Annotated in this window: 19 protein-coding genes; 3 read left to right on the top strand and 16 right to left on the bottom strand. The window is 40.8% G+C overall.

What is annotated here, in order from left to right; translation table 11 throughout:
• Nucleotides 1-9: 9 nt before the first annotated feature.
• The 8 genes from MJ761_RS07520 to dapA all read right to left on the bottom strand — a co-directional run bounded on the left by MJ761_RS07520 (nt 10) and on the right by dapA (nt 6758).
• Nucleotides 10-846 carry a symmetrical bis(5'-nucleosyl)-tetraphosphatase gene (locus tag MJ761_RS07520; protein WP_093091641.1) on the bottom strand — a complete coding sequence of 279 codons (837 nt, stop codon included), beginning with the start codon at nt 844-846 and terminating at the stop codon, nt 10-12.
• Nucleotides 847-889: 43 nt separating this feature from the next.
• Nucleotides 890-1276 carry a RidA family protein gene (locus MJ761_RS07525; protein WP_093091643.1) on the bottom strand — a complete coding sequence of 129 codons (387 nt, stop codon included), beginning with the start codon at nt 1274-1276 and terminating at the stop codon, nt 890-892.
• Between the two features lie 35 nt (nt 1277-1311).
• Complete coding sequence (gene hemW / locus MJ761_RS07530) at nt 1312-2517, bottom strand: radical SAM family heme chaperone HemW (RefSeq protein ID WP_093091645.1); 1206 nt, start codon at nt 2515-2517, stop codon at nt 1312-1314.
• Nucleotides 2510-3124, bottom strand: a complete 615-nt coding sequence (locus MJ761_RS07535; RefSeq protein ID WP_093091743.1) for a non-canonical purine NTP pyrophosphatase — start codon at nt 3122-3124, stop codon at nt 2510-2512. The genes hemW and MJ761_RS07535 overlap by 8 nt, the downstream gene beginning before the upstream one ends.
• Nucleotides 3114-3353: an NGO_0222 family membrane protein gene (locus MJ761_RS07540; RefSeq protein ID WP_143557918.1), complete on the bottom strand. Its 240-nt coding sequence runs from the start codon at nt 3351-3353 to the stop codon at nt 3114-3116. Before MJ761_RS07540 ends, MJ761_RS07535 begins: the two co-directional genes overlap by 11 nt.
• 198 nt (nt 3354-3551) lie before the next feature.
• Entirely contained in the window at nt 3552-3794 is a 243-nt protein-coding gene (locus MJ761_RS07545; protein ID WP_093091647.1) for a hypothetical protein, read from the bottom strand.
• Between the two features lie 891 nt (nt 3795-4685).
• On the bottom strand, nt 4686-5834 hold the full coding sequence (bamC, locus tag MJ761_RS07550) for an outer membrane protein assembly factor BamC (RefSeq protein ID WP_093091649.1): 1149 nt from the start codon (nt 5832-5834) through the stop codon (nt 4686-4688).
• 48 nt (nt 5835-5882) lie between these two features.
• On the bottom strand, nt 5883-6758 hold the full coding sequence (dapA, locus tag MJ761_RS07555) for a 4-hydroxy-tetrahydrodipicolinate synthase (RefSeq protein ID WP_093091651.1): 876 nt from the start codon (nt 6756-6758) through the stop codon (nt 5883-5885).
• Between the two features lie 224 nt (nt 6759-6982).
• Between dapA and MJ761_RS07560 the strand changes: the two genes are divergently transcribed.
• Complete coding sequence (locus MJ761_RS07560) at nt 6983-8377, top strand: nucleobase:cation symporter-2 family protein (RefSeq protein ID WP_093091653.1); 1395 nt, start codon at nt 6983-6985, stop codon at nt 8375-8377.
• A 256-nt stretch (nt 8378-8633) separates the two neighbouring features.
• Here the strand turns inward: MJ761_RS07560 and MJ761_RS07565 are convergent, their stop codons facing one another.
• The 8 genes from MJ761_RS07565 to MJ761_RS07600 form a co-directional block, all read right to left on the bottom strand.
• Entirely contained in the window at nt 8634-10034 is a 1401-nt protein-coding gene (locus MJ761_RS07565; protein WP_093091655.1) for a DHA2 family efflux MFS transporter permease subunit, read from the bottom strand.
• Between the two features lie 492 nt (nt 10035-10526).
• Complete coding sequence (locus MJ761_RS07570) at nt 10527-11273, bottom strand: PhnD/SsuA/transferrin family substrate-binding protein (protein WP_037407753.1); 747 nt, start codon at nt 11271-11273, stop codon at nt 10527-10529.
• Between the two features lies 1 nt (nt 11274).
• A complete protein-coding gene (locus MJ761_RS07575) occupies nt 11275-11778 on the bottom strand; it encodes a PAS domain-containing protein (protein WP_239365172.1) in 504 nt (167 codons plus the stop codon).
• 455 nt (nt 11779-12233) lie between these two features.
• Nucleotides 12234-12596 carry a roadblock/LC7 domain-containing protein gene (locus MJ761_RS07580; RefSeq protein WP_093091657.1) on the bottom strand — a complete coding sequence of 121 codons (363 nt, stop codon included), beginning with the start codon at nt 12594-12596 and terminating at the stop codon, nt 12234-12236.
• A 681-nt stretch (nt 12597-13277) separates the two neighbouring features.
• A complete protein-coding gene (locus tag MJ761_RS07585) occupies nt 13278-15263 on the bottom strand; it encodes a DNA topoisomerase IV subunit B (protein ID WP_093091747.1) in 1986 nt (661 codons plus the stop codon).
• Between the two features lie 128 nt (nt 15264-15391).
• Nucleotides 15392-15931 (bottom strand): RNA pyrophosphohydrolase, encoded by a 540-nt coding sequence (locus MJ761_RS07590; RefSeq protein ID WP_037407743.1) that lies wholly within the window; start codon nt 15929-15931, stop codon nt 15392-15394.
• Nucleotides 15932-16240: 309 nt separating this feature from the next.
• A complete protein-coding gene (locus MJ761_RS07595; RefSeq protein WP_176715055.1) occupies nt 16241-16381 on the bottom strand; it encodes a hypothetical protein in 141 nt (46 codons plus the stop codon).
• Nucleotides 16382-16674: 293 nt separating this feature from the next.
• Entirely contained in the window at nt 16675-17988 is a 1314-nt protein-coding gene (locus MJ761_RS07600; protein ID WP_093091659.1) for a DEAD/DEAH box helicase, read from the bottom strand.
• 424 nt (nt 17989-18412) lie between these two features.
• Between MJ761_RS07600 and MJ761_RS07605 the strand changes: the two genes are divergently transcribed.
• Together MJ761_RS07605 and MJ761_RS07610 are read left to right on the top strand one after the other, a co-directional pair.
• Nucleotides 18413-19360: a class I SAM-dependent methyltransferase gene (locus tag MJ761_RS07605; protein WP_093091661.1), complete on the top strand. Its 948-nt coding sequence runs from the start codon at nt 18413-18415 to the stop codon at nt 19358-19360.
• Nucleotides 19361-19390: 30 nt separating this feature from the next.
• Complete coding sequence (locus MJ761_RS07610) at nt 19391-20008, top strand: ricin-type beta-trefoil lectin domain protein (protein WP_093091663.1); 618 nt, start codon at nt 19391-19393, stop codon at nt 20006-20008.
• Nucleotides 20009-20370: the final 362 nt, after the last annotated feature.

Here is a 20370-nt window from a genome sequence, read left to right on the forward strand (position 1 = left end):
ATTTGATAGTCATTGTTTTTTATGTGTAAAATTTTCAAAGTTTAACTTCGTTTCACTTGGCGTCTGTACCACGCTTCTGTCGTCCAGATTAAAAGCAGTTAGGCTACCGCCCCATAATGCTCCAGTATCTACGCAGACAACATTGTCGGCTTCATACAAACCTAATGCCGACCAGTGACCAAATAAGATAGTTTTATCAATGTTTCGGCGGTTTGGTGCTTTGAACCACGGTAAATAATGCGCCGGCATATCGTCAAGTGTGCCTTTGTAATCAAAATCCAAAGCATCATGATCCGTTATTGCACGCATTCGTGTAAAACAGTTCGTGATAAAGCGCAGTCTTTCATCACCGCTGAGGTGCTTATTCCATCGTACAGGTTGATTGCCGTACATGTGAGCAAAAAAATGTGCGGGTTTATGCTGTAAAACGGTTTCCACTTCTTGTGCTAGCAACTGAGCCTGAGCACACGTCCACTCCGGCCAGATACCAGCATGCACCAGTACATAGTCTTTTTGTTGACGGTATAAAGGTTGCTGGCATAGCCAGTCAATTAATTCTTTTCTGTCTGGTGCGTTAAGAATGTCACTGATTGTGTCTGCACGTTTTAGTTTGCCATAGCCATAATGCAACGCCAGTAAATGCAAATCATGGTTGCCCAGAATGGTTTGCATACAGCCATCATGTTGTTTAATCAGGCGCAAAGTAGCCAGTGATTGTGGGCCACGATTGACCAGATCACCGGTGAGCCATAAAGTGTCGATACCGGGATTAAAATCCAGTTTAGTCAGCAGATTTTGAAATTCTGCCAGACAGCCTTGTATATCACCAATTACATATTGCGCCATATTCAATTTCCCGGCAATTCAGCAACGAGCAGCTTTTTTCCGCTTACTTGTCCAGAATCATAACACCTTCCGCTTCAACCAGTACACCTTTGGGTAAAGCAGAAACTTCAACAGCAGCACGAGCGGGATAGGGAGCAGTAAAGTATTGCGCCATAATCTCATTGAATATAGAAAAATTAACTAAATCAGTCAGATAAGCGTTTACTTTCACCAGATCGTTTAGGCTGCCGCCAGCAGCTTGTGTAACTGCCTGAAGGTTTTTAAATACCTGATGAGCCTGCTCAGCAAATCCTCCCTCTACTATCTGCATTGTTTCCGCTACTAATGGAATCTGACCAGACAGGTATACGGTGTTACCAGCGCGTACAGCTTGAGAATAAGCGCCAATGGCGGCTGGTGCCTTATCAGTATGAATAATAGTTTTACTCACGTTGTTACTCCTTTGCCTTAAAGAAAAAAAGGTTATCAGATATCAGACTTTAAAAATAAAGCCAGTAGATCATTCAAAAAACTGCGTCCCAATGCAGTGGGGCGTAAATACAGTGGATTTGTATCTAGCAAACCACGTTCAACCGCCTCATTAATGGTATGCTGTATTGAAGCCAAAGGCAGGCCGGTACGTTCACCAAACCATGTACTAGGCACACCGGCAGTCAAACGCAGGGCGTTGAGCATAAACTCAAATGGTAAATCCTGTACCGATACCTGTCGACGAGTAATGGCATGCTGTGGTTGCTGCTGCATGGCCTGCAAATAATCTTTGGGATGCCGACTACGGGTTGTACGTTCAATTGCCTGAGCTGTTGAGATTTTACCATGTGCTCCTGCACCGATACCGATATAATCACCAAATTGCCAGTAATTCAAATTGTGCTGGCATTCTTGTTGCGGTTGAGCAAATGCTGAAGTTTCGTAGCGAGTAAATCCGGCCTGCTGTAATGCTGTATGCACGGTTTCTTCGATATCAACGATATGGTCATCATCCGGTAATAATGGCGGGGGTGTATGGGCAAACGGTGTATTCGGCTCCAGAGTAAGCTGATAGGCACTGATGTGCTGTACACCGGTTGCAATGGCTGTCTGAATGTCTTCTTCTGCCTGTTTGATCGTTTGGTTGGGCAGAGCATACATTAAATCTATATTCACTTTTGGAAACAAAGTTAAGCCAGATTCAATTGCACTGAGGGCTTCATTGCTGCTGTGAATACGTCCGAGTGTAGTCAGCTTATCATCGGCAAAGCTTTGCACGCCGATTGACAGGCGGTTAATGCCGGCTGCCGCAAAGCCGGCAAAACGATTACGTTCAAATGTGCCCGGATTTGCTTCCAGTGTAATTTCTGCTGTTGGTAACAGATTTACCCGAGCGCGAATGCCACTTAATAATTGTTCAAAAGCGGCTGCTGAAATCAGACTGGGTGTACCACCGCCAATAAAAATCGTATGCACCGGTCTGCCCCAGAAATAGGGTAGCTCCGTTTCCAGGTCGGTTAATAAAGCTGCAATATAGGCCTGCTCATCCAGTTCTTGTTTCAACTGATGCGAATTAAAATCGCAATACGGGCATTTACGGATGCACCATGGTATATGAATATACAGCGACAATGGCGGTAAGCTGGACAGATGTGGAGAATAACTCTGTGGTGTTTGTAATAAAACAGGATACTCAGGCATTAGAATTCAGGCCGTATTGTTGCTGGAGTTTTGCCATGAGAATATGCAGAGCCTGCGCTCGGTGGCTGATGCGGTTTTTTTCTTCCTGACTCATTTGTGCTGCGGTTAATTGCTGTTCAGGTAAATAGAAATGTGGGTCATAGCCAAAGCCATTATTTCCGGCAGCAGATGACTGCCATAGTCCTGCCCAGTTTGCTTCGGCAATCAGTGGCTGTGGGTCGTCTGGATGGCGCACCAGTACCAGTACACACACGTAAAATACGCTTTTGTCACTACTTTGGCGCAGTTGGGCATCCAGTTTGGCATTGTTGGCGGCATCAGATTTTGGCTCTGTGCCCGCATAGCGGGCAGAATGTACGCCGGGAGCGCCATGCAGGGCATTGGCACAAATACCGGAATCATCGGCCAGTGCTGGTAACCCGCTATGGCGGCTGGCATGTCGAGCTTTAGCCAGTGCATTTTCTACAAAAGTCACATAGGGTTCTGGGCATTCGGTGATGTTGAAAACCGACTGCGGCACAATTTCTATATTCAATGATCTAAACAGGCGACTGAATTCAGCCAGTTTGCCTTGATTATTACTGGCAAGAACAATTTTATTCATGATTAATATCGTTAGAGGATAAGGTCTGATACATTTGCTGGCAGGCGCGTTCGCGTAGTGTAAATGCCAACGCTGCAAATTGTCCCAGCGCACAGACAAAAGCAAGTAAACAGCAAATTATCGTAATAGTGTGCTGTTGATGCACCCAATAATAACAGCCTAGTACCACCCAGCCAATAAACATAAAGGTACATGAAGCCAGAATGAGTAATAACAGTTTGAGTTTAGTCATATTGGCATGTTCAAAAATAAATGGTATGGATTGAAGCCGGCTACAGTAATCAGGTAAATCCCTATAGTTTATAGCAGATTATGGTTTTCAGAATGAAACAGAATATAAAATGAATTAATCATTAGTTATCATCCGGATTTAAATGAGATACAGTTTCTTCAATTCAATATACTCATTCGTATTTTCAGATGTAAAAATTTATTTTTTTCCAAGCGATGTAAAATCTGTAGTGCTATCTGGTGTCTGTTCTTTATTCTGCCTCATTTTGGCTATTTTGATGGTTAATGGTAATTCAGCAATTGCAATAATAAAACTAATAATAAAACATGTTGTACTATAGGCAGAAAGCTGGTGTTCATCTCGATATAGTAAAAAACCGATATTGATGAATGCCATAAATAGTAATGATGTAACAATATAGATAATAATCAGTTTTTTCATTAGTGTTGTTCCCTTTAAGAAGAAAGCTATTAATGAAAATCAGTCTTGTAAGATTTTCACTATTTTACAATAAAACTTTAATCAATATCTATTCTTTAGCTATGAATGAATTTTTGCTTGCAGCTGCTGGTTATTAATTTGAATTCCGGCTGATTTTAATTAGCTTAATCGTAAATGGTGTTATTATTATCAATCCAATGGCAGCAATGATAAAACAGCAAATACTGTACCACAAAGGATAACGTATATCGGCAAAGAAGATGGTACCCATAACGAGAGTGGTAATCACCGTCATTGCTAGAAAACAATAATTTATAATCAGTTTTTTCATATTTGGCATTTTAATATCAGTATTTAAAGTTAGTATCAACCGTTTATTTGCATCCCGAACATATATATTAAGTATTGGGTTATAAATGCTAAAAATAATATTTTAACCCGAAAAATATTCATACTGGCCAGAAAACATTTGATTGTGATGCTAAAAATAATCAAAGCTGATTGATCCTACAATCATGCTTTATACTATTAAATATCTAAATATTATCTGAATTTCAATTTATCAGAGCAAATTCGTATAAATAAGATTTTACTGAATTTGTACAGCTATATCAGTTATTTTTATTTCAGTGTATTGAGTCGCCATTTTAAGTAGCGGGGATGATAACCAGAGTCAGGTTATTAATATGTTGCTGCTAAAGGGTGCAGTGTCTGAATGACTGTGTTCACAGACTATTTGCAAGATCAATTGTATTGCGGCATGAGGTAAATATGGTTTTTGCTGTTTATTTGCTATAAATAATTGAAATTATGAATGTTATTATGATTCTGGATATGTACCTGATTGTTGAGTCTGGAAAAAATAAAAGCCTGCGTAAGCAGGCTTTTATCTTAACGCAATTGTTGATCCAGTTGCTGAATCCATTTATTAGCATCTTTGCCAGAATAAGGCGTACCATCTTCATTAGCCAGACTGACACGTGTGCCACCATCTTTCAGCGGCTGTACCAGCACGACTAAACGTGGTTGTTGTTTGAGCTGCGGTTGTTGCTCGGTTTTCTTACTGCGTCCAAACATACGGCTAAATAATCCCGGTTTTTTATTGGAAACAGAAGAAGCTTCAGCAGCTGCTACTTCAACCAGATAAGCATAATGATTCCGGTTTTCGTCGATGACATTTAGGCCAATACGATCCAGAGCCAGTGCTACACGACGCCAGTTGCGTTCTTGTGAACCTAACAGATAAACGCTATTACCATCTAGTTTTGCCAGTGTATTTTCATTCGCATTTTGCTTCTGGGCTGCTACCAGTTGTTGTACCTGTTTAGCATCTGCGCCTAGATATTGCATGAAACGTGCCAGAAATGCAGCTTCCAGCTCAGGCTCATTCGGACGAGGTTGCCATGCAGTACTGTCTCGATCCTTACTGGTATAGACTTCTTTCATGCCTTTCTGGCTGAAGAATACATCGGTACCACCTTTGCTGTTTCGCTCCAGCCGGATAGTAAACATGTCACGTTCACCACTGGAATAAATACCTCCCAGACCTACTTTTTCAAATATGCCACGAATGGCATCTGAAGGCAGTTTGGCACGGTTTTCTGCCCAGTTGGTTTGCATTAAGCCGATTGCTGGTTCTTCACGTTCAATAGTAAAACCTTGTTCCTGCCAGAATGCTCTCAGCAAAGGCCATAATTCCGCAGCCTGTTTATTGTCAATGGTCAGCCAGCGGATGCTACCATCACGCTGAAAATGAATACCTGATACTTGTGTCAAAACCTGATTATTGGCATTGGTCTGATTTTTGCTAGCAGTTTTATTCATATCGCTGGCACGTACCGCGCCACTAATCAGTGAACTACCCGGTGCACTGAAACGATTGCCTTGATTCGGATCAGTTAGGTCTGGTGGCACATCTAGCTGCACAATTTTTTTATTATCTGACTGATAATCCAGTTTGGGCAGGCTTTCTTTTTTGCTGGCACAGGCAGCAAGGCTTGCTGCCAGCAGAGTCAGAACAACGGTTTTACTTATATTCATATCGGCCACTTTCTGTATGCATTACTATGGCAATGTTGGCTTGTGTATTTAGATTAATTCGGCATCTTGCATGGCAGCCAGTATTGTAGCTTGTCCAGCAGGAGACAGTTCGATAATTGGCAGGCGACACACTGGGCTGATTTTGCCCAGTTTGGATAAAGCCCATTTAGTTGGTGCCGGGCTCGGTTCACAGAAAAGATCACCGTGCAGGCGCTGTAATTTGTCATTCAAAGTGCGTGCATTGGCAATGTCACTACGTAGGGCTGCATGACACATATCTGCAAACATTTTTGGTGCCACATTGGCGGTAACACTGATGACACCATGACCACCACATAGCAGGAATGCCATGGCAGTGGGATCGTCTCCTGAATATATTGCGAAGTTTTCAGGTGCATGTTTAAGTAAATAACATGCACGGCTAATATTCCCAGTGGCTTCTTTAATACCTACGATATTATCGATTTGTGCTAACCGTAAAGCAGTATCCGGTTGCATATCGACAACAGTACGGCCAGGTACATTGTATAGAATCATAGGGATACTGGCAGCTTCAGCAATGGTTTTGAAATGACGGTATATACCTTCCTGATTGGGTTTGTTGTAGTAGGGCACTACTGATAATGTCATATCAGCACCAGACTGCTGTGCTTGCTGAGCCAGATAAATCGCTTCATGCGTATTATTGGCACCTGTACCAGCAATTACTTTAACGCGCCCAGCTACGTGTTGTACCGCAGTTTTGATAACTGTCAGGTGTTCATCAACACTGAGAGTAGCTGATTCGCCAGTGGTTCCTACAGCGACAATAGCATCGGTACCAGATTCGATGTGCCAGTCAATAAGCTGTTTGTATTGTTCATAATCAATACTGCCATCTGCATGCATAGGCGTTACGATGGCAACAAGGCTGCCTGTCAACATATTTCTACCCTTTACAGGTGAGCTAAAAATGTGATGATTGTAGCGTATTTTTTCCTTTGATGGAAAACAGCCTATTATCAAACTATTTTTGATAAAAGTGGTTTGGTTGTGTTAAAGATTCTATTGCTTAATAATTTGATCTGGATTAAATGTCACTGCTTCGCTTAAAATACGCTGCTTTATATTCATTTAACACATGCATAAAGCAAATAAGGAAGGATGACATGGCCGACAATTCCTCTGTTCGTATACAAAATGAACACTCTGATCTGGTCTATGGTCTGGAGGAAAAACCTCCTGTTTTTAATGGTTTGCTCAGTGCATTAACCCATTTACTTGCTCTTTTTGTGCCAATGGTGGCACCTGCTCTGGTGGTTGGCGGTGCTTTAAAACTGCCAGCAGACATGACTGCTTATTTAGTGTCTATGTCCATGGTTGCCTCAGGTGTAGGGACGTATATTCAGGTACACCGATTTGGTGTGATTGGTTCGGGGCTGTTATCAATTCAATCAGTTAATTTTTCTTTTGTTACCGTGATGATTGCGCTTGGGTTGGGCATGAAAGAAAACGGGATGAACGAAAATACCATGATTTCTACTTTGCTGGGCGTCTCTTTTGTAGGCGCCTTTTTAGTAATTGGCGCATCATGGTTATTGCCTTTTCTGAAAAAAATCATTACGCCGACAGTAAGCGGAGTGGTGGTTCTGATGATAGGTCTGAGCCTGATTCATGTTGGCATTACCGATTTTGGCGGTGGTCTTTCAGCCAAGGCTAATCATACTTTCGGGTCATGGTCGAATCTGGCACTGTCTACATTTGTGCTATTCACTGTACTGCTATTTAATTGCTTCAAGAATGCATGGTGGCGTATGGCTGGTATTGCAGTGGGGTTGATATCCGGTTATGTAATTGCCATATTTATGGGAATTGTTGATTTTTCCAATCTGCATGACTTGCCTCTGATTACCATTCCGATCCCATTTAAGTATGGTTTTGCTTTTGACTGGCATGCATTCATGGTAGCCAGTACAATTTATTTATTAAGTGTATTTGAGGCAGTTGGAGATTTAACTGCTACAGCCATGATTTCCAATCAGCCGGTAGACGGACCATCGTACACAAGTCGTCTGCGTGGTGGGGTAATGGCTGATGGTCTGGTTTCAGTGATTGCTACTGCTCTGGGTTCTTTGCCATTAACTACATTTGCTCAGAATAATGGTGTGATTCAGATGACTGGTGTTGCTTCACGACATGTTGGCAAATATATTGCAGTAATTCTGGTTATACTCGGATTATTTCCCTGGGTAGGTGCCGTTTTCGCCACGATTCCCAGTCCGGTTCTCGGCGGCGCGATGGTAGTTATGTTTGGTCTGATTGTGACTGCCGGGATACGGATTATTATCACTGCCGGGATTCGTCGCCGTGAAGCAGTTATCTGTGCTACATCACTGGGTCTTGGATTAGGAGTAGCATTTGAACCGGAAGTTTTTGCTCAGCTGCCCATTCTGTTTCAGAATCCGATCTGTATGGGCGGAATTGTGGCAATTATTTTGAATCTGTTGTTACCACACGATAAAAGCGAACCTGCGGTATATTTAAGCGATGATATTCCGCATTAATTGATATGTGCTAAAAAGGCTGTCTAAATTTTTTGACAGTCATATACATTAGTCCTGTGCTTAATTTCGTAATCAATTGATTATAAAATTAAGCACAGGACTATTTTTATGTTTGCAAGGGATCTCATTAATTTGCTTGAGACTGTATTTTAGTAAAACTAGATATGAATAATTCTGTCTTGTTTTCTAGAATAGCTGGGTAAAACTGCGTATCTGTTGTTAATTATTGAATAATAAAAAATTTATATAATAGTATTTATTTTTTCCTTGTGAGCAGATTTTCACCATCCATCGCGTGTAAACGTGCAAATATCCAGCTTGAAAGCATGGTAAATATGCCTAGAATAATAAAGGTGATGCGAAAGGCTGAGGTGATATTGTGATTGATAAAGTTGGAATGACTGAAACTTTGTAACAGTAATGCTCCAATAGCAATGCCAAAGCTCAGTGCTAGCTGCTGGTTAACTGCCATCAGACTGGTACCACTGCTAACTTGATTGGGACGTAAATCAGCCAGTGTAATGGTATTCATACCGGTAAATTGTAATGAGTTACATGCACCAAGAATGCACAAATGCAATAGAATCAGCCATTGTGGCGTATTGGCGCTGATAAGCGCCAGTGACATCATCAATATGCCAATAATACGAGTGTTCCAGGCCAGTATATTGCGATAGCCGAAGTGATTCATTAATGGCTTCAAAAATGGTTTGGCAAATATTGCAGCAAGAGCCAGTGGCATCAATAGCCAGCCTGAGTTGACTGCATCATAGTTAAAGGCAACCTGAAATAATAACGGTAATAATAGTGGTAAAGCACTCATTCCCAGACGGCTAACTAAGTTACCAGCCAGCCCCAGACGAAAGGTACGTACCAGAATTAAATGAGGGGGATATAGTGCACGATTATTCTGGCGCGCGTGTGCTACATAGGCGATTAGTGCGCCGATACCTGCAATAGCCATCATGCAACCAAAAAGTACATTATTTGCATGTGACATAGTTTCAAAGGTCAGAGTCATGCAAAAAGCAGAGGCTGAAAACAGAAAGAAACCTAATCCATCAAAATAATTGTTGGACGAATGATTAAAATCGGGCATGATGTACCAAGTAGCCAGCAATCCAAGCAGCCCTATGGGTACGTTTAGCAGAAAAATCCAGTGCCAACTAGTGTATTCGACAAGATAACCGCCAATAATCGGCCCGAGTACCGGTCCAATAAGGGCGGGCATAATGGCATAATTCATAACTGTTATCAGTTTGGAGCGCTCGTAAGCCTGCATCATGGTTAAACGGGCTACCGGTGTCAGCATGGCTCCACCCAATCCCTGAATAATTCTGGCCAGTACTAAGAGAGTTAGATTATTACTGGCTGCACACAAGACAGATCCAATAATAAATATAATCATAGAGCCCATAAAAAGTTTACGTGTACCTAATTTGTCGGATAGAAAACCAGATAAAGGCATCATGATGGCTAATGTGAGTGCATACGCAATAATAGCCGATTGCATGTTCAATGGTGATTGTCCTAAATCAGCGGCCATTGAGGGCAGGGCTGTATTCAGAATTGTTGCATCCAGTTGCTGCATAAAGATGGCTATTGCCAATAATATGGGCAGAAAGCGTGATGGTTTATTGTTATGAGCGGTAGCCATAATTGCTATTTATTGATGGTGGTTTTTTCATTATAGCAGAATGATGTAGTGCTTTGATCTGTTAACAGAAATACGTAAGTCGTGACAAGTGTATGTATAATTTATAAGTCAGCAATAATAAATATAACTGATTTTTAATGGTGGTTAAATGCGCTTTTTTTAAGAAATCAAATTTTAGAAGTTAAGCACTTTATCTATGTTGAGAGATGGTTAATGTTTTTACTCTAACTGTTTAAATTTATAAAGAGTTTTTTGTTTCAAATAAAATAGCTTTATCTCATGCATAAAATCAATTGAAAAATATCAATATCAAAATGAAATATATAATATTTCACTACATGGCCAGATTTTATAGATTTATTGAAGCCATATCTTTAATTCTGCTGTTCTGCAGCGAATAAAAATCTTTTGACTTGTTTTATCTGGTGAACAGATAAAACAACCCGTGTTATCTTTAATTGGGATAACACGGGTTGATATGGGCTAGGGAAATTACATTCGCATTGTATCTACAACGTCAATCATAAATTCCATATCTTCTACTGACAATTCAGCAAAGCCTTCTGGAAGGTTTAAAGCTTTTACAATACCAGCCCCATCAGGATTATCTGCCATTTTACACAGTATTTCTCTCAGTGGCTCAGCCTGTGCAGCTGCATCCGGATGATATAACATGACATGGGATACTTCGTTAATCCGGCTTTTCAGTAAAACTTTCAACTGATTTTTAGTAACTGAGTTGAAGCTATCATATACATCCGCCTGAACTATCCCAACCTGAGCCTGATGGCGTATTACGCTAGAAGCTACCATGAGAAAGTTATCTTTGCGCTTGATAACCATTTCATCATCACTCAGATTGGCTGGTTCTAACAGGCGTAAACCGATAAAATTTGCATCTTCATTGTGTGAAAGTGCTAATTCCACATTGCCATTCAAATCTTCAATGGCATTGATATCAGAATCAGCAGCCGTAACAATAACGATCTCATCTGATTTATTTTTTGGTTTTACCAGTGGTAAATATCCCTGTTCGCGAACGTAATTACCGGCTGAAAAGGGGTTAACGAAAAGCATAGATACTTTTTCTTTTTCTTGCAGCGCGGTTACTTCATCGAATGAAGGAGGCATAAGCAAGGAAATATTCTGGTCACTTTGCTTTTGCAGGTAGTTGTTGAGCAAATACCAAGTGCTGAACTGATCAGGTAAATAATCGGGTACAACCATTAAACTCAGCATATTATTTTCCTTCCTGTTCATTTTTCAACATTTCTGCATACAAGGCAGACATTTCGTTAATCCGTTCACGGCTTGGTTTGCGGCGGATTGAACTGTAGCCAATTACTTTTCCTTGACGTAAATTGGGAATTACAGTAGCATATACCCAATAGTGACCGCCGTCTTTACGCAGATTCTTCACATAACCATACCAGCGTTCGCCCCTTTGTAAAGTAGCCCACATGTCGGCAAAAGGCGCTTTAGGCATTTCGGGATGACGTAACAGGCAATGTGGTGCACCAATGATTTCATCGCGGGTCCAACCGCTGATATCAACAAACACATCATTTGCATGAGTGATAATACCATCAAGATCTGTACGGGATACAATCAGAGCACCATCCGGATAAGGAAATTCCTGATTGGTGACGTATACGGTTGATTCCCCATCCTGTTGATAATGTTTAACTTTATGCTCAGAAAATTCGCTCTCTGGTTTTGGCTGAATCCAACGACTCATATCCATATTATTTGTCCTTCAATTTCGGTTTAATCTCATAAAGGATGAGTGTATTTAACGAGATATATTTCAGAGTGTTATTGTAAAAGTACGGCAGTCTAACTTATTCTTGGTCTTATATATTAATTGGTACTACAAACATTCTGAATGTGCACATAATTGGGATAAAGCAATAATTATCCACTATATAGCAGCGCGATGTTTTAACTTACTAACTTGTATAAACATTTAAACGCCCTTTCATGCAATTAGGTCAATTTTTGTTTGTTTCAAGCTAGTCTGACATAGATCCAGCCAGATTTTTAGAAGGAATCTGGATTAGCGGCAATACTGGATATTCTGATTAGATCTATTCAATATTGTGCACTATTTGTAAAAATGTCAATAAAACAAGTAATTACAAATTTTCATGATCGGAGGTTTAAATGGTATAGCACATTTCCGATCAAGTAAACTGATTATTACTCAAAGTGGTCGGCCAGCTCTTTCAAGGCTCGTTTGGCTTCAAACAGAATCAAACCTAATTTGGCTTCATGAGTAGTGGTAATGGTTAATAAGATGGCTTCAGATGCTTGAAACAATAACATATATCCTTTGTCGGTATGAATGATGGTGTTATCCAGAGTACCTTTCAGGACTTCTTTTGCAGAACGGTTACCCAAAGACAGTAATGCAGCAGCCATTGCACCAATACGGTCTTCATCCATACCGCTTTGTAATGCAGAAGCAATTGGCAAACCATCTGTTGAAATAACAGCTGAAGAAGTAATGTCAGGAGTGCTGTTCAGATTTTTCAACACGCTTTCGATAAAATCATATTTCATGAAAATTCCTCTAAAAATTGACTGTAACCGTAACAATTATAGAGATTGGTAAGTTTTTTTGCAAAAAATGTTATTAAATTTTATTAATTATCTTTATTAAAAATTTTTATATTATTTACAATATCTTATTTTTATTGACTTATTTCTGTTACGTTTGGGTGCCATCTTTAGAGTTGTCATGCAAATTTTATGCATAAAATTACATTATAACATTTTGAAAAACCTATTATGACGAATATAGTTACACTATCAGTGAAATTTTGATATTAATCAAATTATGTGTCTAATCTGAAGATAACTAACTGTCTGGATTGAGGTTTAAAATCCGGGTTGGTATTTGTAAGGTTGATTGAATCAAAATTTTGTATTCGGAAGTTTTGACGATTATTAATTTACAATAACGTATAAATTCGAGGCAACATTAATTTGTATCTGGGCGCACTTTGGTGAATTGGGCTGATAGTTGATTTGGTGATCCAGAAAATTGTGAGTAAAAGGAAATATTTTTATCTGCTCAAAGAGGGTTAAGGCTAAAGAAAATGGAGTTGAAACCAGATAATTAAGACAGGTTGTTAATTAGATAACAACCTGTAGTGAATAAACAATTGTCTTGTAGGCTAATACAGTACCTAAAGCGGATTTTAGGGTATTAATGGAGCATTTATGTGATTGGTATTTGGATCAAATATCTGCTTCTACTTTATCACCTTCAGCCTCCATCCAGACGCGTCGTGAGGCTGCTTCTCCTTTACCCATTAGTTTGATGAATATATTCTGGGTATCGTTGTTGTCCTGATCCGGAATGTGGACTTGTAGCAGACAGCGGGTATCCGGATTCATGGTGGTATCTTTAAGCTGATCTGGATTCATTTCACCTAGACCTTTGAACCGGCTGATAGTGTATGCACTTTCTTTTATTTTTTCCAGTTGTAGTCGTTTTAGAATGCTATCAAGCTCTGCCTGATCCTGAGCATAGATTTTTCGTGCGGGTTTGGTTTTTCCTTGAGCATTAATATCTACGCGAAATAAGGGTGGCTGAGCGACATAGATGTGACCGGCCTCAATCAGTTTTGGGAAATGAGTGTAGAAAAGAGTAAGTAACAGTACCTGTATATGGGCGCCATCTACATCTGCATCAGATAATATTGCAATCTTGCCGTAACGAAGACCGGATAAATCAGGAGTGTCATTTTTTCCATGTGGATCAACGCCAATAGCTACTGAAATATCGTGAATTTCAGCATTGCTAAATAATTGATCACGATGGACTTCGAAGCTGTTTAAGACTTTACCGCGTAAGGGGAGGATGGCCTGCGTATTTTTATCACGTGCTAGTTTGGCTGAGCCACCGGCAGAATCGCCCTCGACCAGAAAAAGTTCGTTTTCGCGAATATCTTCACTTTCGCAATCGGTGAGTTTGCCCGGTAAAACTGCTACGCCTGAACCTTTTTTCTTTTCTATTTTTTTGGCTGAACGCATACGTGCCTGAGCCTGATGAATGGCTAGTTCAGCAATTTTTTTACCGGTATCGATATTTTGGTTTAACCATAACTCTAATGGATCACTACAAATGGTATCAACCAGTTTTTTGGCATCGCGGCTGGTCAGTTCGTCTTTTGTCTGTCCTTGAAACTGCGGATCCAGTAGTCGGGCTGAAAGAACAAAGGCTACTCGCGAAAAAACATCGTCCGGCTGTAATTTTACGCCACGCGGAAGCAGATTGTGGTGGCTAATAAAATTGGTTACAGCGTGGTAAACAGCCTGTTTTAGTCCTTTTTCGTGAGTACCACCGTTTGCGGTGGGAATCAGGTTTACATAACTTTCACTTGGCGCGTGACCTTCTTCTACCCAAGTTAGTGCATAGCCAGCACCTTCGCCCGGATTGAATTCGGTTTCATGATTAGTATTTAGATAGTTTTCGCTAGCAAAAATCGGGGTTACGGTTGAGGTATCACCCAATAAATCCAGTAAATAGCTTTTCAGCCCATTTGGGTAATGCCAGTTTTGGGTTTGTGCTTCATCACTATTGTTGAGATAACGGGTGATGGTAACATTGACTCCTGGCAATAAAACAGCTTTAGCACGTAACGAGCGTTCAAGTTCGGCCAGATTGCAATGCGGGTTATCAAAGTACTTTCCATTTGGCCAGACACGAACTTCTGTGCCACTGTCTTTGCTGGCACATTTGCCAATTACTGATAGTGGTTGGATAACGTCGCCATCTGCAAAAACGATATGATAAATTTTTCCGGTTCTTTTAACGGTAACTTCCAGACGTGAAGACAGTGCATTGGTTACGGAAACCCCGACACCATGCAGACCACCTGAAAAGGCATAGGCACCATCACCGCTTTTTTTGTTAAATTTGCCACCGGCATGAAGTTGGGTGAATACTAATTCAACGACGGGGACATGTTCGGTTGGGTGTAGTCCCGTAGGAATGCCACGGCCGTTGTCTCTGATGGTAACAGAACCATCCTGATTTAAGGTGACATCAATATTCTGTGCATAGCCGCCCAGTGCTTCATCAGCAGCATTATCAATAACTTCCTGAATAATATGGGTAGGACTGTCCGTTCTGGTGTACATCCCTGGGCGTTCTTTGACTGGTGCTAGACCTTTGAGAACAGTAACGCTGGATTCATCATAAGTTATGGATTTGCTCATAGTTTTATTTTTAGACATACATCAAAGACAATATAAAACAAATTACCGTAAAAAGGTTATTTTTTCGGTAATTTGTATCTGTTTTATACTCTGGAAAGGAACTACTGTACAGAGTTGATAACTAATGCTTACTCAGTCAGTAAATATTTATCATCATGATTCTGGCGGGCTTGAACAAAATCAGTCCAGCTTGGCAGTTCATGCAAAAAGCGCGATAGTTCGTGCAGTGCGTTCAGATAGACGCTGCGTTTGAATTCAATCACTTCGTCTACTGGTGCCCAGTACTGGTGCCAGCGCCAAGCATCAAATTCGGGATGATGAGTGGCGCGCAGATGCACATCAGTTTCTCGTCCTGTTAGGCGTAGCAGATACCATATCTGTTTCTGTCCTTTATAGGAACCCCGCCATTCGCGCTTAATCCAATGCGTAGGGACATCATAACGCAGCCAGTCACGTGTGCGCCCAATTATCTTGACATGATGTGGCAACAGACCCACTTCTTCCATCAATTCGCGATACATGGCTGCCTCCGGGCTCTCGCCTGGCTTAATGCCCCCCTGCGGAAACTGCCAGGAGTGTTCGTGTACCCGCTTGCCCCAAAAAACCTCGTTTCGGTCGTTGGTAATGATTATCCCGACATTGGGGCGATAACCTTCTCTGTCTAACATGGTAGTTCGCCCAATAAATAAATTGGATTTTCGCACAAATCGGGGTATGAGACCAGTAAGGATTAAATCAGGTGTGCTGCGTCAGCTAAGTTATCTTTTTTGTGGTTATAAATTACTTATAGTTTTGTTTATTAAAATTAAAAAGATGGGTGCTAATGTGCCCGTTGATGTTTAATTTGATTTGGTGTTTTGAGTATGGTTGAGATGTTTAACTCTTTTAATTCCTAAATTGAGTGTTAGACAGGGTTTATTTAGCAATTAAGCCATATCTATTCAGATATGGCTTAATTTTGTTTAATCTATTCGGATTTACGAATGAATAGGTTCTAAAGTGTGAATAGTTTTCTCATTTTCAGGCATTTGCTCTTTACCATTTTCGGGTTGAGCATGCTGATAGAAAGCAGCACGTTTGGCTGCCTGAAAAATCTGTAGTCTACGACGGTGTTGCATAATTAGGTCCTTTCTCGCTTGTCGGTGTTGCGCACCGACTATTGTCATTTATAACTTGTATGTACAGCCTATGCTGAATGATCAATAATACCGATCCAGTTATGGGTACAATTATTGTTTTTTAACATAATTATTTGTTTGTTCACTAACAATATATAAGATATAGCAGACTTTGGCAAGGCAGTAATCTGAGGCTGCCTTTAAGAATTAAATATAATTGATGGCCGGAAAATGGCGGATTTGAGGGAATTTCAGGCAGCAGTAGCTGCCTGATATAATGACGTTGATTAGAATTAAGACTTAGGTTGACTGTTGTTAGTACGCCTGTTTTGCTGACTGCTGCGCTGACGACTGCGGTTTGGCTGCTGTTCGCCATTTTTGCGCCGGTTTGCGCCCCAGTTGCCATTTTTGCTGGCGCTGCCAGAAGAACGGCGACCTCTATTCGCTATTTTACCTGAACGTTTGCGGGTGGGTTCCATGTTAGGAATGGTATGTTCTGGTAATTTACGATTTAGGTATCGCTCTATCTTATGGACTTTGATGTACTCATTTACTTCGGCAAAGGTGATAGCCAGACCAGTACGCCCTGCGCGTCCGGTACGGCCGATGCGGTGTACATAGTCTTCTGCTTGTTTGGGCAGATCATAGTTTATAACGTGGGTAATGGAAGGTACATCAATGCCTCGAGCAGCGACATCAGTTGCCACCAGAATTTTAATTCGACCTTTACGTAAATCCATCAGGGTACGGTTACGCCAACCCTGAGGCATGTCACCATGCAGGCAGTTGGCTGAAAAACCTTTTTCGTATAGTTCATCAGCTAGTTGTTCAGACATGGCTTTGGTGGCAGTAAAGATAACAGCCTGATCAATGCTGGTGTCGCGTAAAATATGATCAAGTAGTCTGTTTTTATGGCGCAGATCATCACAATAAAGCAGTTGTTCATCAATTTTGCCCTGTTTCTCTTCGCGGGCTATATCAATTTTCTGTGGCTGATGAGTTAGTTTCTGTGCCAGTTTGCCAACCATGCCATCCCACGTAGCTGAGAACAGCAGGGTCTGGCGTTCACTAGGGGTGGCGGCAACAATGGTTTCAATATCCTCAATGAAGCCCATATCCAACATGCGGTCTGCTTCATCAAGAATTAGTACTTCTAAACGACTGAAGTCAATTCGCCCTTGACGCATGTGATCCATCAGTCGTCCCGGTGTTGCGACAATCAGGTCAATAGGGCGGGATAGTGCACGGATTTGCTGGCCGAAAGCAGTACCGCCAACTAGTGTTACTGTGCGGAGCCATGGCATGTTTTTGCCATAAATCTGGGCATTTTTTTCTACCTGCTGTGCCAGTTCGCGCGTAGGTGTTAATACCAATGCTCGAGGGCCTTTACCTGTCTTCTCACTACGTTTGAGCAGTTTTTGTAGAGTAGGTAATAAAAAGGCAGCGGTCTTGCCGGAACCAGTCTGGGCAGAGACCATGAGATCCTGATTGTCAAGAACGGCGGGGATTGATTCCAGTTGTACCGGAGTAGGTGTTTCATAACCGGCGGCAGTCAGTGCGGTTGTAAGTTGTTTGTCTAGATGTAAATCTGAAAAAGACAATGTCATGATTTTCCTTTGGTTAAAACGATCAACCAAACGTGATAATCTAGTTTGTAAAAGAAATTAGATTACAGGGAATTGTTGCTAGCTTAGACCAAATAGGAAAATAATTAAAGTTAGCAATTGGTTGTCGTAAGCGTGTGTGTGTTTGGGTATGTTATACATCGGCGACAACCAAGCAACGGACGCATTGCTGCGGATGTTGGTATACGGCGTTACATAATAAAATAAAATTGAGCACGCCGTGTTTAATCAGGTTGCAACGATGGCTTCAAATTATGTGAGTGATTATAAAATATCTTAATTTTTTAAGCAAGCTGATACTTGGGTGGCTGTAAAAAATGCTCTGTGGTGTAAGGGGTATTAAATGTTTTTTTCCGTTACAATGTGGCTGTTATGGTGATTATGTCAGATATGTAAAGTTTTATTTATGAGTGATGATATTGGTGCTTTTGTCAACCGTCTTGGCAAGAATATTAAACATTTACGCAAATGGGCACAGCGTCAAGGCTTGGAAGCATGGCGTATGTATGACCGTGATATGCCGCAATATCCTTTTGCTATAGATATTTATGCAGACCATGTTCATTTGCAGGAGTACGATACTGGTTGGTTAATGCGTCAATCGGAATATGAAGACTGGCTGACGGAGGTTATAGATGCAGTGGTATTTGTAACAGGTTTGCCCAGAGAACATATTCATTTGAAAAGGCGACAGCGCCAGAAAGGTAAAGAGCAGTATGAAAAAACTGGTGCTGATGGTACGGATTTTGTAATTTATGAGTATGGACGAGCTTTTTGGGTGAATCTGGATAAATATCTGGACACGGGTTTGTTTCTTGATCACCGTCATACGCGCCAAAAGATTGGTTCTATGGCTGCTGGTAAACGTTTTCTGAATCTTTTTGCGTATACAGGCAGTTTTTCGGTTTATGCTGCTACTGGTGGTGCTTTATCTAGTGAAACGGTTGATTTGTCAAATACCTATCTGCAATGGGCTCGGCGTAATTTTGAATTGAATAAGCTGGATATGCATGCACATCAGATTGTGCGAGCTGATGTGTTTCAATATTTACAATTGGCTGCTGAGCAAAGAAAGCAGTTTGATTTGATTATGTTGGATCCGCCTAGTTTTTCTAATAGCAAGAAAATGCTGGATATTCTCGATATTCAACGCGATCATGAAAAGTTAATAGATGGTGCTATGAGTTTGTTAGCATCACAGGGAGTTTTGTTTTTTTCGAATAATTTGCGTAGTTTTAGGCTGAATTCTGCTTTAGAACAGCGTTATGAGATAAGAAATATTTCCAGAAAAACGCTACCGGAAGATTTTCGTAATGCCCGTATTCACCAATGCTGGGAGATCCGGAAATGTTAATTTGGTAAGTTTATTTATTAGGAGATGATGATGGTTGGACAGGCACTAATAAGGCTTGCTGTGATTGTATTGGATATGTTGTTCTTACTTGCGCCTGTTGCCGATGCAGCAGTAATTTATCACTCAGGGCATGGCGAGCGCGATATTATCGTTGATTTACCGATATCATCAACTACTACAATTAATAAAACTGTGCATATTGATGCACCGGCAGGGGCAACGGTGATTTATACGGATACGCCGGTTTATCCGGCAGTATCACCTTATCCGCATTATCCGACTGTTTTACCATATCCGCCGGTTCGTCCTAGTCCTTCTAGTATTAGTTTACGTCCTGTCGAACGTGTCTGTTTACGTCCTGCTGGTGCTTATTCTGCTTGGCAGCCTGTTGTGCTTGATTCTTGTTCTGATGGTGAAATCAGTGAAGCTATGTATTTCCATCAGGGGCAGGTATGGCTGAACGGTCGCTGTCTGGCAGTAAGAAATAATGCAGTGGGAACGGTTTCCTGTGCACCAAATGGAGAAAATAACTGGCTGTTGACTGGCCGGCAGTTACGTGACCGCAACAGTGATTTATGTGTGGATGGTGGGCAAAGGCGTTTGCTGTTACAACCTTGTCGGGATGTGGCCAGTCAGCAATTTCATTAAGTCGTTTACGGGGTTTGATGAATCTTATTTATAAGCTATATAGTTATATTTTATATACTTGCTCTTAATTTTGATAATAATATATTTATGGAAATATTTAAAAATATTTCAGATAAAGTCGAATTTGAAATTGATGGGCAAATTTTGTAATAATATATTTATTTATGTTAATATGGTGCTTGTAATGAATTTTCTGAATTTATACGAATTTGTTATAGGTATGTTTTATAAAGCAGATAGTTGAAATAACTCATGCTAAACGAGTTTGGTTTTAACTAAATGAAAGAGCTTTGATCAGACTTACTCGCAGTTTGGTAGGTTTTGATTCAATGAGAGTAGTGCTTGTTATTAGCCTGATTTGT

Source organism: Snodgrassella communis (assembly GCF_914768045.1).
Taxonomy (GTDB): Bacteria; Pseudomonadota; Gammaproteobacteria; order Burkholderiales; family Neisseriaceae; genus Snodgrassella; species Snodgrassella communis.